Source organism: Pseudalkalibacillus salsuginis, assembly GCF_021646685.1.
Taxonomy (GTDB): domain Bacteria; phylum Bacillota; class Bacilli; order Bacillales; family Fictibacillaceae; genus Pseudalkalibacillus; species Pseudalkalibacillus salsuginis.
The window spans coordinates 397,062-413,763 of record NZ_JAKJHW010000002.1 but is presented as its reverse complement, the minus strand read 5'-3'; the positions used below and the strand labels follow the sequence as shown (position 1 = coordinate 413,763).

Annotated in this window: 13 protein-coding genes; 10 read left to right on the top strand and 3 right to left on the bottom strand. The window is 39.6% G+C overall.

The window, feature by feature from the left end; translation table 11 throughout:
• Positions 1-215: 215 nt before the first annotated feature.
• On the top strand, positions 216-827 hold the full coding sequence (locus L1611_RS07130) for a TetR/AcrR family transcriptional regulator (RefSeq protein ID WP_236312406.1): 612 nt from the start codon (positions 216-218) through the stop codon (positions 825-827).
• 5 nt (positions 828-832) lie between these two features.
• Complete coding sequence (locus L1611_RS07125; protein WP_236312405.1) at positions 833-1,330, top strand: hypothetical protein; 498 nt, start codon at positions 833-835, stop codon at positions 1,328-1,330.
• A 278-nt stretch (positions 1,331-1,608) separates the two neighbouring features.
• On the opposite strand, the gene L1611_RS07120 is transcribed toward L1611_RS07125, so the two are convergent.
• Positions 1,609-2,526 (bottom strand): PhzF family phenazine biosynthesis protein, encoded by a 918-nt coding sequence (locus L1611_RS07120; protein ID WP_236312404.1) that lies wholly within the window; start codon positions 2,524-2,526, stop codon positions 1,609-1,611.
• Between the two features lie 490 nt (positions 2,527-3,016).
• On the opposite strand from L1611_RS07120, the gene L1611_RS07115 reads away from it, so the two are divergent.
• The 4 genes from L1611_RS07115 to ulaA all read left to right on the top strand — a co-directional run bounded on the left by L1611_RS07115 (position 3,017) and on the right by ulaA (position 8,363).
• On the top strand, positions 3,017-3,901 hold the full coding sequence (locus tag L1611_RS07115) for a LysR family transcriptional regulator (protein WP_236312403.1): 885 nt from the start codon (positions 3,017-3,019) through the stop codon (positions 3,899-3,901).
• Between the two features lie 670 nt (positions 3,902-4,571).
• Entirely contained in the window at positions 4,572-6,677 is a 2,106-nt protein-coding gene (locus L1611_RS07110) for a BglG family transcription antiterminator (protein WP_236312402.1), read from the top strand.
• A 20-nt stretch (positions 6,678-6,697) separates the two neighbouring features.
• The gene (locus L1611_RS07105; RefSeq protein WP_225066222.1) at positions 6,698-6,964 is read left to right on the top strand and encodes a PTS sugar transporter subunit IIB; all 267 of its coding nucleotides are present in this window, start codon (positions 6,698-6,700) and stop codon (positions 6,962-6,964) included.
• A 31-nt stretch (positions 6,965-6,995) separates the two neighbouring features.
• Complete coding sequence (gene ulaA, locus L1611_RS07100) at positions 6,996-8,363, top strand: PTS ascorbate transporter subunit IIC (protein ID WP_236312401.1); 1,368 nt, start codon at positions 6,996-6,998, stop codon at positions 8,361-8,363.
• A gap of 136 nt (positions 8,364-8,499) precedes the next feature.
• On the opposite strand, the gene L1611_RS07095 is transcribed toward ulaA, so the two are convergent.
• Together L1611_RS07095 and L1611_RS07090 are read right to left on the bottom strand one after the other, a co-directional pair.
• The gene (locus L1611_RS07095; RefSeq protein ID WP_236312400.1) at positions 8,500-9,015 is read right to left on the bottom strand and encodes a GNAT family N-acetyltransferase; all 516 of its coding nucleotides are present in this window, start codon (positions 9,013-9,015) and stop codon (positions 8,500-8,502) included.
• A gap of 68 nt (positions 9,016-9,083) precedes the next feature.
• Positions 9,084-9,629, bottom strand: coding sequence for an AAA family ATPase (locus L1611_RS07090; RefSeq protein ID WP_236312399.1), 546 nt, complete (start codon positions 9,627-9,629; stop codon positions 9,084-9,086).
• A 144-nt stretch (positions 9,630-9,773) separates the two neighbouring features.
• Here L1611_RS07090 and L1611_RS07085 point away from each other — a divergent pair, with 144 nt between their 5' ends.
• The 4 genes from L1611_RS07085 (at position 9,774) to L1611_RS07070 (ending at position 16,677) form a co-directional block, all read left to right on the top strand.
• A complete protein-coding gene (locus L1611_RS07085; RefSeq protein ID WP_236312398.1) occupies positions 9,774-9,974 on the top strand; it encodes a YfhE family protein in 201 nt (66 codons plus the stop codon).
• A 441-nt stretch (positions 9,975-10,415) separates the two neighbouring features.
• Positions 10,416-12,032, top strand: a complete 1,617-nt coding sequence (locus tag L1611_RS07080) for an alkaline phosphatase D family protein (RefSeq protein ID WP_236312397.1) — start codon at positions 10,416-10,418, stop codon at positions 12,030-12,032.
• Positions 12,033-12,504: 472 nt separating this feature from the next.
• Positions 12,505-15,582: a beta-galactosidase gene (locus tag L1611_RS07075; protein ID WP_236312396.1), complete on the top strand. Its 3,078-nt coding sequence runs from the start codon at positions 12,505-12,507 to the stop codon at positions 15,580-15,582.
• Between the two features lie 474 nt (positions 15,583-16,056).
• Positions 16,057-16,677 (top strand): YesL family protein, encoded by a 621-nt coding sequence (locus tag L1611_RS07070; protein WP_236312395.1) that lies wholly within the window; start codon positions 16,057-16,059, stop codon positions 16,675-16,677.
• The last annotated feature ends 25 nt before the right edge of the window (positions 16,678-16,702 follow it).

Below are 16,702 nucleotides of genomic sequence, written 5' to 3'. Positions count from 1 at the left end.
CTTTACCATTTTTGGGGCTGCTTTTTAAAATGTGTCCATATAAGGGGTTCATAGAACAAGTCGAGCATGAAAAACTGGGTTGGATGTTCGTATGAAGGGTTCATAGGAAAAACCTCGTACAAATTGATTGGATGTAATTGACAAATTGAGCGTGATGGAATATTATAAAAACAAAAATACAATTTGTTTTTATGTTTTTTGGAGGGGTTTCTATCATGCCTTATTTTCAATCAGCAGAAAAGGAAAAGCTGCGTAAGGATTTGCTCACTATCGGAAAACAGCTGTTCATTCACCAGGGGTTGAAAAAAACGTCCATCGAACAAATGACTAAAAAAGTCGGTATTGCTAAAAGTACCTTTTACGCGTTTTTTGAATCGAAGGAAGCAATGTACCTGGAACTCTTAGAAATTGAAGCCGAGGGTATGGAGGAGCGTATTTGGAAAAGGGTTGAAAACACAACGAATGCTTTTCATGGTATTAAGGCATACCTTCACCAGATGGTAGTTGAATTAAATACAAATATACTGACCAATAGGTTGATCACCAATCCGGATGAAATGGAGATGGTTAAGAGAAAAGTTACGCCAAAATTTGTTGAAAGAAAATTTCAGCGCAACATAACTCCCCTATTGAACTATATTTCTGAGCATCAGGATAAGGGAGAGATGGTTGATACAGATCCGAATGTCGTTATCGGTTTCATCCGGTCTGCTCTTCTCATAGCCGTTCATAAGCAAGACATTGGTGAAGAAATTTTCCCTCAAGTTGAAGAATTGATGTTCCAATCTGTAGCAAGTACGTTGACTCAGCAAAACAATAAGGAGTGATTGAAGTGGATTTCCAGGAGATGCTTAATTGGGCTTTTGAGCGGCATTTAAATCCGTTGAGTTGGTATATCCGTCCGGTTTTCCTAATCATACTTGTATACTTTGCATATATACGGAGAATGAAAGGGGTCATTTTGACATTCGTTTTGATGATGAGTAGTATGTTCTGGTTCCCTGCACCAGAAAAGATTAATCCTCAAATGGAGAAAGTCTTGGAATATGAGCAGATGTTGTTGAGTAATCCGGTAACATTTGCATTGACGATTGCATTCATGATGGTATTTGTCGTCTCAATCCTGATAGCTTTTTGGAAGAAGTCGATAAAATTGGGTTTGGTCATTTTAAACGTAACATTGATCGGGAAGGTTCTTTTAGCGCTTCTATTCACAGGAGAGGATGGTTGGGCACCTCTAGGAAATACTGTTTTTGGGTTAATATTAATCAATGGGATAGGGTTTTTCATACTGAGAATGAAAGGAAAGAAGATCGTTAAGGAAATATGATTTTTCTTTCATTTCCTTTGTTCTGTTGAAAGATCAATTTCCAAACACGTATGATATTGACCATATTAGAATGAATATCTACTATGGTCTTTTTATTATTTCGACGTTCCCAAAATCTGAATGTCCATGTTAGCCATTTGAAGGGGTGGGTTCCATAATCCATAAGGGATTTAAGAAGGAGAGACTACTTCGGAACATTAGAATAGCCTCCTGAAAAAAGGGATTAATTTCAGAAGGCTGAACGAATGTTTTTCAAAAGAGTGATTAGCTATCTTGTTCTATAAGTAAAGCTGGCCGGTTCCCATGATTATTGATTTTCCGCCTATTTTAACTGTTTTGATTTTATTGTCTTCCTTCACTATGGATATATCGATAAAACTCGGTCTTCCCATCTCTATTCCTTGTTCACTTCTTATCGTATGAATACCATCAGCAGCAGAAGGCACGACGCCATGCTTAACTAAATAAGCGCCTAGAGGTCCGCTTGCTGCACCTGTTGCAGGATCCTCAGATATACCCATCGCAGGCGCGAACATCCTGCTATGAACTGTAGATTGTGGCTCTTCTGTTTCCGTTGTAAATGTGAAAATATGTTTCGTATTAGGGTTCTCACTAAAATATTTTTCCCATACATCGGTACGAAAGTTGATCTTTTTCATTGCGGATAGTGAATGGACAGGGATGTACAGGAAAGGCACCCCTGATGAAACGGTTTGAAGTGGAAGGGTTGGATCCAATTCGTCCAAGGAAAGAGATAACAGTTTTGCCGCTAGTTCCCTATCAGTATATTCATCACCAAAGGAAGGTAATGGTTGTTCCATTTCTACTTTCAATATACCGTTATCCAACATTTCAACTGTTACAGGTACATCCCCGACGCCTTCTTCAAATACCCACTCATTTATACCAGTATTAGTTTCAATCATGCCTTTTTCAGCCATTACGTATGCTGCACCTATAGTCGGATGGCCAGCCATAGGCAATTCAACTTGAGGTGTAAATATACTTAACCTTCTTTCTTTTTTTGGATCATTAGGATTACGGATAAACACCGTTTCCGATAAATTTAATTCCCTGGCTATCATCTGCATGGATTCATGGGTCAAGTTTGATTCTTCTTCAAACACCGCCAATTGATTTCCTCCAAATGGTTTTGTGGTGAACACATCGACTAACGTATAATTTAAAGTTTTCATTTATATCCTCCTCGATACTTTTTAAAGATAAGAAAGTATAAAAATTTTGGTTGCTGTAAGAAATGTCTAGCTCCATCGCCCAACCATTTGGATCACTTCAGTCTTCATGCGGCGGTCGACACATTGATTTAGGTCGAAGTGTTACCCTCGTAGAACCGAACTTTGTTTGGTTCGAGCCTCCTCGTCGGACTTCCAGTGACCTTCGTGGTTAACCAGGGCGCTTGTGCTTTTCTTTATGTGGATTTAAGGGGACATAGGGATTACATGGATCTTATGATCATCGTTTTTTGTCAACTCCATATTACTTTCAGCTGTCATTTTAAAATAACCTGCAAGAATCAAAACAATCAATAAAATAGTTAATCCATTTTTTTTTATGTGTATTACCTCCCTTTTCTTATATTAATCATATGTTAGGATTTTACATTAATCAAATGAATGTTTATAATGATTAAGATGAATTAATTTAATGGAAAATGGATGTGTTAATGTGACCTTACTTCAATACGAAATCTTTAAAAAAGTTATCGATTTAGGAAGTTTTACTAAAGCCGGAGATGAACTTGGTCTTACTCAATCTGCTGTCAGTCATGCTGTAAAGGGCCTGGAAGCTGAACTCGACCTTACACTTTTGAAGAGGGGGCGTACTGGCGTTTCGTTAACGGATGAAGGGGAAAGGATCCTGACTTATATCAGAGAAATCCTAAATCTGTCAGAAAAAATGAAACAAGAGGCAGGCAGGTTGAATGGTCTGGAAATTGGAATGATTCGGATTGGTACGTTTCCAAGTGTATCAGCATACTTGCTGCCTTCAATCATAGAAAAGTTTCATACCATGTATCCTGCAATACAGGTTGAATTCCATGAGGGTGGGTACCATGACCTTAAAAAAATGGTATCGTCCAATGTCATCGATATTAGTTTTCTGACTGCTAATCATGCTGAAAACCTGGATTTCATACCATTATTTGATGATCACCTTCATGTTATTTTGCCTGGTTCACACCCCTTGATAAGTGAAAAACAGATCAGTGTCCACGATATTTCTTCAGACCCATTTATAATGCCAAAGGCTGGCTGTGATGATTTGATAAGGGAGCTTTTCAAGACAAATAAACTTAAGCCGAATGTATATTGTGAAATTGCAGATAATCAAACCATTATCGCCATGGTGGAAAAAAACCTGGGGATAAGCATCGTACCAGAGATTGTCATACATGCCAACAAAGATTTGGTTCAGATCGAGTTAAAAGAAGAAACCTTTCGGACAATTGGGTTGGCACTCCCTAACCTCCATACTGTATCCCCGGCGGTTGCAGCATTTATTGAGTTGACAAAATCAATGATCAATGAAGGAAAAAGCATTAAGGTTTAAGAAAAAAAGTTGTGAACCTATTAAAAACCTGAGTGGTGAATTTCAACACCGCTCAGGTTTTTTGTACGTTAAGAAAGTATGACTTTTCAGCGATGTAGCTAACCGGCGTAGCAGAAAAGTTTACGAACTAAGGCTCAACTTTCCGCCAAGGATTGGCTGAGCAAAGTTTTCTTTAAAAGATAAGAAGGTATAAAAATTTGGTTTCGATGAAGTGATGTCTAGCTCCACCGCCCAACCACTTGGATCACTCAGTCTTCCTGCGGCGGCCGACACATTGATTTAGGTCGAAGTGTTACCCACGCAAAACCGAACTTTGTTTGGTTCGAGCCTCTTCGTCGGTCTTTCAGTGACCTTCGTGGCTGATCAAGGAGCTTACGCTTTTATTGTGTTTTAAAAATCCCTGGAACATCAAAAAAGAAACCATCCATAAAAACGTATGTCCTTGTCTGTGCATAGTTGGGCGCTCATAGAGCACTTCCATCCGGTTTTTCACGTTCGACTGTCTGCATATATATGGGTATAGTTTTGCAAACTTTTACTTTACAATATTTACACATTGAAAACACTTACAATAGCTTAATATGAGCGCTATTATAGAAGTGGATGATGATCATCACATTCATTGAAGTACAATTATGCAAATTTAGATTTATAGATAAGGGGTGTCCCCATGGTATTGGATAAAAGACGTGCACACTTATTATCCATCATTCAACAATCCCATACTCCCATCCCGACAAAGGAATTAGTCAAAAAGATGAGGGTTTCTCAGCGTACCATCTATTATGATTTGCATCAAATCAACAATTGGTTGGAAAATCAAAACTTGGAGCCAGTCCAAAATATCCGCGGCAAAGGCCTTTACTTGCCTGGAAGTACGAGCGCTAAAGTAGAGGGTCATCACCATGATGGGTTCGATGGTTGGCAATATCAATTATCCAAACAAGAGCGTGAACTGCTGATCAAAGCTATCATTCTATTGGAAGAGCAGAATGCTTCCATGGATCGGTTCATGGAGACGACTGGCATGAGCCGGGGTACGGTTGCTGAAGCTCTCAAATCAATCAAGCAAGAATTCAAAAGTAACGATTTAAATCTGCAATACAAACCTGGTTCAGGCTATATGCTGGATGGACCTGAAGAAACCAAAAGAAGAATGGTGTCAGATGTTCTGACAACGGTCCTTTCACATAAAGAATGGCCGTTTTTGCGAAATGAAGTGCTGCGGATGATCCAGGCGGAGGATGGAGGCTTGGAGCAGGATAAAAGAGGTTCAGTCAAAACACTGCTATATGAAGCGGAAAAAGAATTAGGATTGACACTCACCGATGAAATGGTCGAGGTCTTATCGCTTCAAATCTTCATTATGTTAAAACGGATCCATCAGCAAAGATTGGTTACTGTCGATCTGGAAGAGAAAAACGTGCTTCAACAGACGGAAGCCTATCATGCAGCCTTACGTATTGCGAAGAAACTGGGAGCGATGTGGGAAGTCCAACTTCCTGAAGATGAGGTTTGCTTCATTACGATGAATCTGCTCGGCTCGAAAGTCCATCATGATGATTTTAGCCGTTATGCACAAAGTGAACTAATCGGACTTAAAAAAGTGGTCCACCGTATGGTTTCTGACTTCCAAACCTATGCATGTGTCATTTTTGATGATCGAAAGGGACTTGAAGAGAATCTCATTTCACATATCAAACCGACTTATTATCGCTTGAAATATGGCGTTAAGATCGGTAATGAATTGTCCCAAAGCATCCAGGAGAACTACCAGGACATCTATCATTTGACGAAGCGGGTCATGCTTCACCTGGAGTATTACGTCGGCGAACCGATCCCTGATGAGGAAATCGCCTACATCACCCTACATTTTGGAGGCTGGCTTACAAAAGAAAAAAAGCAGGTCGAGACGAAATACAGAGCCATCATCGTTTGTGAAAATGGAATCGGTACGTCCAACATGCTGAAAGCACAGTTGGAAAACTTGATTACCGGACTTGAAGTCATCGAAACGCTTTCTATGAGAGAGTTCCAGGCGAAGGATTTCGATGTAGATGTGATTTTTTCAACCAATTTCATCAAACCGAGAATCATTCCAGTCATCCATGTACCGGCGATTTTATCGACTATCGAAAAAGAATACGTATTCCAGCGGATGAACGAGCTTTTTGGTCAGGATGCAAGGGTGAAGGATTTACCGGATCGGGTGCTGGAAGTCGTTGAAAAGTATGCAACAGTAAATGGAAAAGAGGAATTGAAAAGGGAAATATCGGCATTATTAGAGACAAAATCACCAAAAACAAAGGAGCTACGGAAACCTATGCTCAATGAATTATTGACAGAAGAAACGATCCAGCTCGAAGACCATGTAGCTGATTGGGAGGAATCAATAAGGCTCGCTGCACAGCCTTTAGTCGATTTGGATTCGATCCGTACGGGTTATGTAGACGCGATGATCGAAAACGTGAAGGAGCTTGGCCCATACATTGTCATCGCTCCCCGGATCGCAATTCCTCACGCCCGCCCGGAAGCAGGTGTCGAGCGATTGGGGATGAGCCTGTTACGGCTGAAAGAGCCGGTCCATTTTTCATCCCAAACGAAACATCAGGCGCAGCTCATCATCGTATTGGCGGCAATAGACAATCAGACGCATCTTACAGCACTGGCTCAACTGACCGAACTGCTATCAAACGAGCAAAACGTCGATCGCCTGATTTTGTCAGAGGATCGCAAGAGTGTAGTGGAATTGATCAATCAAGCGATTACAGCTTAACAATAAGGAGGACATAGAAAATGAAAAAGATTTTAGTAGTATGCGGAAATGGGTTAGGAAGCAGCATGATCGTAGAAATGAATGTCAACGCGGCATTGAAGGATATGGGGAAAGAAGCGGAAGTTTCACATACGGACCTTACTACAGCGAAGACAGAACAAGCTGATCTCTATCTAGGGTCTGAAGATATTGTGGAAAGTTTGGAAGATGGAAAGAAAAAGGTAGTCAAGCTGAAGAATTTAATGGATAAAAACGAGCTCCGTGAAGCGTTAGAAAACAATTTGTAACCCAAATACAAAATAGAAGGGGCGGTAACCCATGGTTGATTTGATAATGAATGATATTTTAGGTACGCCTGCAATCCTGGTCGGATTATTCGCGTTGATCGGTTTGCTTGTCCAACGGAAAAACTCCGGGGACGTCGTTTCAGGAACATTGAAGACAATATTGGGATTTGTCATTCTTGGTGCAGGTGCGGGTGTGCTCGTCCAATCGTTGGACAAGTTCAGCAGTATGTTCAATGAAGCATTCTCGGTCGGCGGCGTGATACCGAATAATGAAGCGATTGTTGCGCTCGCACAGGAAAGCTTCGGTACCGAGACAGCCATGATCATGCTGTTCGGTATGGTCGTCAATATCCTGTTGGCTCGATTCACTCCGTTTAAGTATATCTTTCTGACAGGTCATCATACGATGTTCATGGCGTGTATGATTGCGGTCATTTTAAAAACCGGAGGATTATCTGGAGTATCAATGGTCATCATCGGTTCGATCATCTTAGGATCATTGATGGTCCTTTTTCCAGCAATGCTTCAACCCTATACTCGCAAGGTAACCGGTTCAGATGATTTCGCGATTGGTCACTTCGGATCCATCGGTTATTTCGTATCAGCCGCAGTTGGAAAAATGGTCGGAAAAGGATCCAAGTCGACAGAAGAGATCAAGGTGCCGAAATCACTTGGTTTCCTTCGTGATACATCCGTTTCCGTATCATTGACGATGGTGATCCTGTTCTTCATCGTAGCAGGGTTTGCGGGATCCTCGTATATCGAATCAGAATTGAGTGAAGGACAAAACTTCCTTGTATTCGCCTTTATGCAGGGTCTTACCTTCGCTGCTGGGGTGTATATCATCCTTGCTGGTGTCCGCATGCTCCTTGGTGAAATTGTGCCAGCTTTCAAAGGGATTGCTGACAAAGTCGTACCGAATGCAAAACCGGCATTGGATTGCCCGGCGGTCTTCCCATTTGCGAGTAATGCCGTCATCATCGGTTTCTTATCGAGTTTTGTCGCTGGGTTGATATGCATGGCATTCTTGCCTTTATTAGGATTGAAGGTAATCGTCCCTGGATTGGTACCACACTTTTTCACAGGAGCAGCAGCCGGGGTCTTCGGAAATGCAACCGGGGGAAGAAAAGGTGCGATCATCGGTTCGATGGCAAACGGGGTCATGATCAGCTTCTTGCCTGCGTTGTTGTTACCGGTCCTAGGCTCACTAGGATTTGAAGGCACGACATTTGGAGACACAGACTTTGGTGTTGTCGGAATCATACTTGGAAATCTCATCCGGTTGATCCAGTCAAATATCCTTGTCGTCCTCGTAATCCTCGGAATCCTTGCGCTTCTATTCTGGATCGGCTGGAAATCAAAAGCTAATGACAATAAAAATAATACGGAAGCGGCGTAATGGTAAAGAGATAATCAAATGTTAATACAAATCGCAGGTGGTTTCATAATCATCTGCGATTTTTGTGAAGTTTTGTCCTGTTTTCTTGCTAAATAATCAAAAGAGTGCAAAAACTCATTTAATTTGTAAAAAAACACTATATTGAGTTTACTTTTTTGCACAATGAATATCTATATAAAGGACCATTTCCTTCGTCTTGTAATCCTTCACTTTCAAGCCCGATTTTTTGAGCAACTCGAATTGAGTCCTCATTTTCAAAATGGATATCAGCTACTACCCGATCAATCCCAACAGTATGGAAGGCGTGGTCTAAAATAGGCTTTGCTGCTTCAGTTGCATAACCTTGGCCCCAGTAATCACGCTTTAATCGCCAACCAATTTCAATTTCTGGACCAATATTATCAATAGGGATGAGCATGATCCATCCGAGAAAATTTTTATTCTTATGTTCTATTGTCCAATAACCTAATCCTTTGGGATATTCATTTCTGATACGTGCCGCAACAAACTCCCTATGTTTAGTTTCGTTCTTCCAGGGTCCATTAATGAATCGAACAACTTCTGGATCACGGTCCATATTGATACATGACTCTATGTCTCTGATTGTACGTTCTTGTAAAATTAACCGTTCAGTGTTAAAAGGCGGTAACAAACCTTAATCCCCTCCATATAGAGAAAATTTTCATTACATAGCACTCTATACGGCTCTCGTTTGTTAGGCTAGCTTTTCTCTTTTCTTAAAGTGTCCATAATTTCAGTGTAGAGTTCTTCGAGAGTTCGAGAGCTGTCGAGTCTTAAAACAGAACTCTTTGATATTGCCATTTGATAGGAGTGTTCCGCATATGTACCTGGCATACTCTTATCTTCTTCTGACCAATATGTTTTGCACCATTCTATAAAATCATTTGTATACTCACCATTTTCATCCAACCACATTTGACTATCGTTTTTTCGTTTGATTTCCCTGTCCCTTAAACGTTTCATGCGGACTTCTTCATTAATTGAAAGAAAAACTAAAAGGTCACGGTTATTAAAACCTTCAGGACACCACATAAAAATGGAACCAGACACTATATAACTATCGTAAGAACGAATATCACTTTGGTACATCTTAATCCGTTGCTCAATAGGATTTTTTTCCGAGAAAGAATCATCTTTCCAAAGATAGTGATCTGTATCAATCCACTTTATACTTTCCTTTTCACTGATATATTTGGCTAGTGTGCTTTTGCCAGTTCCCGAGCCACCGATTATTTGGACTTTCACTGAGACCATCCTCTCTTATAGGTGATTCTAGTTTACCTCTTAATAAATGAAATATGAAACAGCCCTGATAGAAAGTAGTTCCTTAGTTTTGATTGAAAACCAGCGATTTATGTTTATCACATTGGTAGAGTGGGAAGAAATCATATGAACCCAATTCCAACAGAAAGGATGAGCATTATGGGTAAGAAGACACAGTATCAGCCTATCAGAGGGGATGGGGTACAATTATCAGACGCTCAAGAAGTCCTTTATGCCAAAGAATTCAAACAAGCAGATATCGCCGGTGGATATCGTAAACCTAGAGTGAAAGAAGCTAAAAGGGAAAATCCTGATCTAAAACAATAATAGCGCCAACTTAAAGCAGCCCTCATAAGGCTGCTTTTAAAATGTCCTAAGGGGAGCGTTAACAGCGAGAGGGTACATCGGTAACTACTCTGCCTACATTAGAAACCAATTACAGTTATTATGGAGCGACGGGTGTTGCTTGTTAGCAATTGATGTTCCAGCAAGTTGAGGTCCAATCCTGTGTAAAAATATTGAAGTTTTTGTAACTTTTATATTTTGATGATAATTTAGATTTCTACGAAAGTGTATAGGAAATCAATCGAAAAAGAACAAATAATAGATAAAAACCCTCCGATAGTCTTTACTTACGCATTGGTTTATCTTCTCCATATGTGACCAAACTACTAAATTCGTCTCTATTCGATGATATTTAAAATGAAATGACAAATCCTTTACAATCCTTCTCTACAATAATAGATAAATGTAGAAGGAGGGATAAAAGTGACAGATTATAAGGATTTTACCAAGAAGCTTAGCAGGAAAAATTTTATCAAAACATCAGGCAAGGTGGTCGGTGTGGCACTGGGGGCGTCCATCCTCAACGCATTCCCGGTAAACGAGGCAAGCGCAACATCCAATTCTTTGCAATATCCATTCACGTTAGGGATTGCATCAGGTGATCCGTTACCAGATGGGGTTGTTTTATGGACAAGATTAGCACCAGATCCATTGAATGGCGGGGGAATGTCATCCAACCCCTTTCCGGTTCAGTGGGAAGTTTCGGTGGATCCAGACTTCAAAAAAACCGTCCAAAGAGGCACAGAGGTTTCAAAACCTTCCCTAGGACATTCTGTTCATGTGGAAGTGAATGGGCTGCAGCCTGCCACTTGGTATTACTACCGCTTTAAGGCTGGTCCTGAAATCAGTCCGGTCGGAAGGACGAAGACAGCGCCTGCAATCGGTCAAACTGTAGATAAGTTTACGTTCGCGTACGCTTCGTGCCAGTATTGGAAAACAGGTTATTTTACGGCATACCAGCACATGGCAAAAGACGACCTCGACCTTGTCATCCATCTAGGGGATTATATTTACGAAGGACGACATGATTCAAGTGGTGTCAGACCTTTTGATAAAGACTTTCCAGAAATTTATACAATAGAAGATTATCGAAACCGCTATGCGTTATATAAGTTGGACAGCGACTTGCAAGCGGCACATGCAAACATGCCATGGCTGGTGACGCTTGATGATCATGAAATCGATAACAACTGGGCAGATGAAGTTCCTCAAGACCCTCATAAGCAATCAAAAGAAGACTTTTTGAAACGAAGAGCGATCGCTTTACAGGCCTATTATGAGCACATGCCGCTCCGCAGATCCTCTTTTCCAGATGGTATCGATATGCAGCTGTACCGACGCCTCTCTTTTGGAAACCTAGTGGAATTCAATGTATTGGATACTCGACAATACCGTGATGATCAAGCCAACGGGGATGGATGGGACAGCCCTAATGAGGAATCGATGGATCCGAACCGGACACTGCTTGGTGACGAACAAGAACGTTGGCTTTTAAATGGACTTGCAGCTTCAAGTGCAAAATGGAAAGTCCTTGCCCAACAAGTCTTTTTCGCACGTCGTGATTATGGGTTTGGACCGGATGCTGAACATTACAGCATGGATGCATGGGATGGCTATCCAGCAGCACGTCAACGGATCCTTGATTTTATAAAGAGGAAGAACATTTCCAATCCGGTGGTGCTGACAGGTGATGTCCATTCAAGCTGGGCGAATGAGATTAGAGCGAATTTTAATGACCCTGAGTCTGAAAATGTCGGTGTCGAATTTGTAGGGACTTCCATTTCTTCCGGCGGAGACGGATCAGATGTCCGGAGCAATACTGCTGAAATATTGGCAGAAAATCCACATATCAAATTTTTCAATAATCAGCGTGGTTATGTCCGTTGCACATTGACACAAGATAAATGGCAAACCGATTATCAGGTCGTCCCTTATGTATCAAAACCAGGTGCTCCAATAGTTACCCGTGCTTCGTTTGTAGTAGAAGACGGTAAACCGGCCTTGATAAAGATATTCGATAATGCTGATGTTCCAGTTTAATATTTTTCTAATGGTGTTGATTAAGAACTTATCATTTATGTATAAAAACTGATAGGGATTGTGGGAAGATTAACGCATCTTCCCACAATCCCTTTAACTTTTGATTTTAGGTACAGAAGCTTTGAAAATTCAATTGTGTTGACTAATCGAAGTTAACATGTCGTTAAATAACAAAATAGGAGCTTCTTGATTTCTATTTATAGCATTGTTTGGATTATTTGATGTTGTATAATTATCAACAAATAGTATACAAGATGAAGCAGAGTTCTTGTTAGGGTTAAAATAGTTGGTGAAAGGAAGGTTTGTAAATGAGAATGGAGAATCAATTGTTGAGATTTTTAAGAGGATTAAATGATAAACTTTAAGTTTGATTGGCTTTGAGAATGCCAGTAGGTTAGTCGATACACCATGCAGCTATATGAAAACCTACCGATACGTAATAGAATTTCAACAAAAAATGGAGGTTATTAACATGGGTAACATCGTTATTTTCTATGATTCTCGTTTTCCAATAGATGGCCATAGACCGCACAGTTCATTTTTTGGAAACTTTAGCAATGAAATAATCGTTTCAGATGCTGCTTCTTTAGAGGAAGTTTTAGTAAATAATGAAGTAGACTGTCTTATAAATATGCATGGTTCTTATTTTCCAAAAAGTGCTTGGCGAGCAATATATAGTCATCTTAAAAGCGGTAGAGGATTCGTACATATTGGTGGTATTCCGTTTCGAAATCCATGTTATATGACGAATGGCAATTGGGAAAAGGAGCGTGTACAAACGGCCTACCATCAGCAATTAAATATTCATGAGGCTCTGCATGTTAGCTCTGATCCGATCGCTTCTTTGCATCATAATGAGGATATTCCTGTGTTTTCAGGTAAAGAAAATCTATTTACAATTGCGGATACGTGCAATTTTGTACTACATGTGACAAAGTCCAGTGCAATTGAGGCCGAAATGGGTTCAGTAGGTCCGATGGATGCACGTATATATCCTTTGCTTAAAGGTATTTCGAAAAGCGGGCGTGAAGTAGCTGCTCCTAGTGTATTAATTGAAAATATGAAAGGGACATTCACAGGAGGTCGCTGGCTCTTCATTAATCAGGAGGTCAATGAACGATTTTGGACAGAAAAGGGTGCACAAGCTATACAGGAATTGGCTTTGTTTGTTGTAAATGGTGTAACTGAAATGTGGTTGAAAACAAACTATGCCACGTATGATGAAGGGGAACGTCCAAAAGCAACCTATCAATTACAGTCGTTTAAAAGCGAGACAACAGAATGGACATTGACTTTCACTGTCACAAAAAATAAAGATGTAGTCTTTTCTAGAACAGAAGTCGTAAAAGCTTCTCAGCAATTGAATACCCTTTCTTTTATTATCCCAATAGATATTATGCCAGGATTGTATAATTTAACATGCGATGCTGTATCAAGCAATGGTGAAACACGAATTCTTCACCAAGGTTTCTGGGGAATGGATAGTAAGCTTTTAACATTAGGTGATCCATTAACATGTGATCGGGACTATTTCCAAAAGGATGGGCGCCCGATGCCAATCGTTGGAATGACGTATATGACATCAGATGTTGCCCGTTATTTTCTTTTCTTACCTAACCCTTATGTTTGGGATCAGGATATGGCACAAATGAAGCGTGCTGGTATAAATTATATTCGTACAGGAATCTGGACTGCATGGCGTAACATGATGTTTGTTGATGGTCACGTTGATGAAAATGTGCTGCGTTCTATTGATGCTTTTATCCTATGTGCGAAAAAACACGATCTTGAAGTAACGTTTAATTTCTTTTCCTTTACACCGGAAACATGGGAAGGAGAAAACCCATATCTTGATCCGCGAAGTGTTGAGGCGCAAAAACGTTTTATTACAGCAATCGTTTCAAGACATACTGAAACGACAAATATTAATTGGGATCTAATCAATGAGCCTTCATTATTTGATCCGAGTCGTACGTTCTCTGGCCCTAGAACACTTCATGATAGGTATGATCGTAAATCATATAGAGAATGGCTTAAGAAACGTCATAGCTCTATTCGGGAACTTCAGGAAAAATGGAACATGACAGAACAGGAAATGCCATTTTTTGATGCGATTGAACCACCTGAGCCGAGTGAGATCAACTTTGGAATTAAAGATATGCTTTTTGGGAAAAAAGGCTTAAAATGGCTAGATTATACGTTGTATACGATGGACATGCATAACATGTGGGCAAAAGAGCTTACAGAAACCATTAAGCGGTTAGCACCAAATCAACTTGTTACGGTTGGACAGGATGAAGCGCTTGGCTCACAACGGACTTCACCGTTCTTTTACTGTGATGCGGTTGATTATACAACCAACCATACATGGTGGCTGCTCGATCAATTAATCTGGGATGGGATTTTTACGAAAACGCCTGCTAAGCCAAACCTGATCCAGGAAACTGGAATTATGTATGTAGAAAATCCAAATAATCAAGCTAAAAGGAGTGAAGAGGAATTACGTAACATTCTCGAAAGAAAATATGCTTATTCCTTTTCGACAGGTGGAGCTGGTGCTGTACAATGGCTCTGGAACACAAATTACTTTATGAATAATATTAATGAATCAAATATCGGAGCAATACGCGCTGATGGTACTGAAAAGCCTGAAACAAATGTTTCTTATGATTTTGGTACGTTTATTAAAGATACACGTGATTTATTCAAAGGCCGGGAACTGGAAGAAATAGTCGTTATATTCCCATATTCAAATGATTTCTCAAACCGCAGGCTAGCCTTAGATGCAACAATGAAGCTTACGAGAACATTGGCTTATGAGATGAATATACCGTTTCGTGCATTAAGTGAATATCATCTTGACGAATTAAAAAACGAACTTCCAAAATTGGTTGTGGTTCCAAGTCCGCACAATTTTAGTAGCCGTGCACTTACTAGAATTTTGGAAGTCATAAAAGAACTAGGAATAACACTATTATTTACAGGCTCTATAAACTTAGATGAATATTGGCACGATACAAAACGAATGGCTGACATCATCGGCTCAACCAGCATTGAAAATATCCTTCGTGAGGAAATGCTTGAAATGAATGGTGAGCATTATCCAGTTTCATTTGGCGGAGAACGTATTGCTGAAACGATGAAAGAGGTTTTGAGATCAGAGCAAAATTCAACGGCGGTAAAGGAAATTTCATATGGAAAAGGTGAAATTATCTGGTGTCCTTTACCTATAGAACTAAACGATAGAAGTGAGCCGATAATAGCTTTATACAAATATGTAATCCAAAAAGCAGGAGTTCGAGTTCAACTTGATTGGCAAAAAGGTGATATACCTGGCAATTACGGGAGAAAACTCTCTTTTGAGAATGGTTCTTTATTTATTTTTGTGTCCGAATTTTCTGGAGATATGCCGGTTAAAATTAAGGATCCTGAATCAAATCGAACCTATTCATTTCTGCTAGAGGCTGAAAGAACGGTTATGTTTGCCACAGATAAAAAAGGGAATATCACTTCCGTTTACCGTCCTAATGAGGTTGAGATTATTTCCTGAGAAGATTTATTTGTCACAATAATCAGACAAAAAGCACAACAAAAACCAAATTTATGCTACAATAAATCATAGAATCCCGGATTAAAGGGGTAGTCAAATTCATTTTGTGATGAACCTTCAAAATATTCTGACGAAATAACAAAATCACAGTTATTTGAGGGCTTGTCTCGGTTCTCCAGTCCACTCCGCTGGGTACGAACTCAAATTGTACTTAGAAATGCCATCTCTAAACTTAGACCCAGATGCTTTTAGAATGATGCGATACGGTTAATGAATCAAAAGGGATGGCTTGAAAATAAATCCTTCGAGGTGAAGTTCATCTTTTAGGTGACCATACCAAGCATCGATATGTTGGTTGTGTATATAGCTTAAAAATAATATTTGAAGAAATCTGCAAACAAGTCGGTTTCTTTTACCCTACTATTGTCTTTCGTTATAGAAAAAAATGGAATTATTTTCGGTTCGGGGGCTGAAATGATAATTATAAATGGTCTATTTAAATGGGTGTATGATGCGGGGAATTGGTTGTCTAAGGTAATGTATCTTCACTTTCTTTGGGTGCTGTTTACATTGCTGGGCCTGGGAGTATTCGGAATATCGCCAGCAACAGCTGCACTATTCTCAGTCATACATAAGTGGTTTGAAGAAGACTTTGATATTCCAATATTTAAGTATTTCTATTCTGTATATAAAACTCAATTTATTAAATCAAATAGATTGGGTTTTATTTTGATTGGTATAGGGATATTTTTATATATTGATATAAACATTTCACAAAAATACATCCAATCATTTTATGTTCATCTCTTTTTAATAATAATTATATTCCTATATTTTCTAACAGCCTTGTATTTATTTCCGGTATTTGTACGCTATGAACTCAAATTTTTCTTGTATTTTAAACAATCGTTTTTAGTTGCGCTAGCTCGTCCGCTGGAAACAATTGCAATGATCATTTGTATCTTTCTTCTATTTTATCTATTGAAATTTCTACCTATTCTTCTGTTTTTTGCAGGATCCTCCATTATTGCTTATCCGCTTGCATGGTTTGCGTTTCGAGCATGTGTTCAAATAGAGGAAAAGAGATTAACCTAAATATTGAGGATTAGGGGTGGGAGTG

Coding starts and splice junctions, on each gene's coding strand:
- L1611_RS07130 (WP_236312406.1), top strand. CDS start 216: ATGCCTTATTTTCAATCAGCAGAAAAGGAAAAGCTGCGTAAGGATTTG.
- L1611_RS07120 (WP_236312404.1), bottom strand. CDS start 2,526: ATGAAAACTTTAAATTATACGTTAGTCGATGTGTTCACCACAAAACCA.
- L1611_RS07110 (WP_236312402.1), top strand. CDS start 4,572: ATGGTATTGGATAAAAGACGTGCACACTTATTATCCATCATTCAACAA.
- L1611_RS07105 (WP_225066222.1), top strand. CDS start 6,698: ATGAAAAAGATTTTAGTAGTATGCGGAAATGGGTTAGGAAGCAGCATG.
- ulaA (WP_236312401.1), top strand. CDS start 6,996: ATGGTTGATTTGATAATGAATGATATTTTAGGTACGCCTGCAATCCTG.
- L1611_RS07085 (WP_236312398.1), top strand. CDS start 9,774: ATGAACCCAATTCCAACAGAAAGGATGAGCATTATGGGTAAGAAGACA.
- L1611_RS07075 (WP_236312396.1), top strand. CDS start 12,505: ATGGGTAACATCGTTATTTTCTATGATTCTCGTTTTCCAATAGATGGC.
- L1611_RS07070 (WP_236312395.1), top strand. CDS start 16,057: ATGATAATTATAAATGGTCTATTTAAATGGGTGTATGATGCGGGGAAT.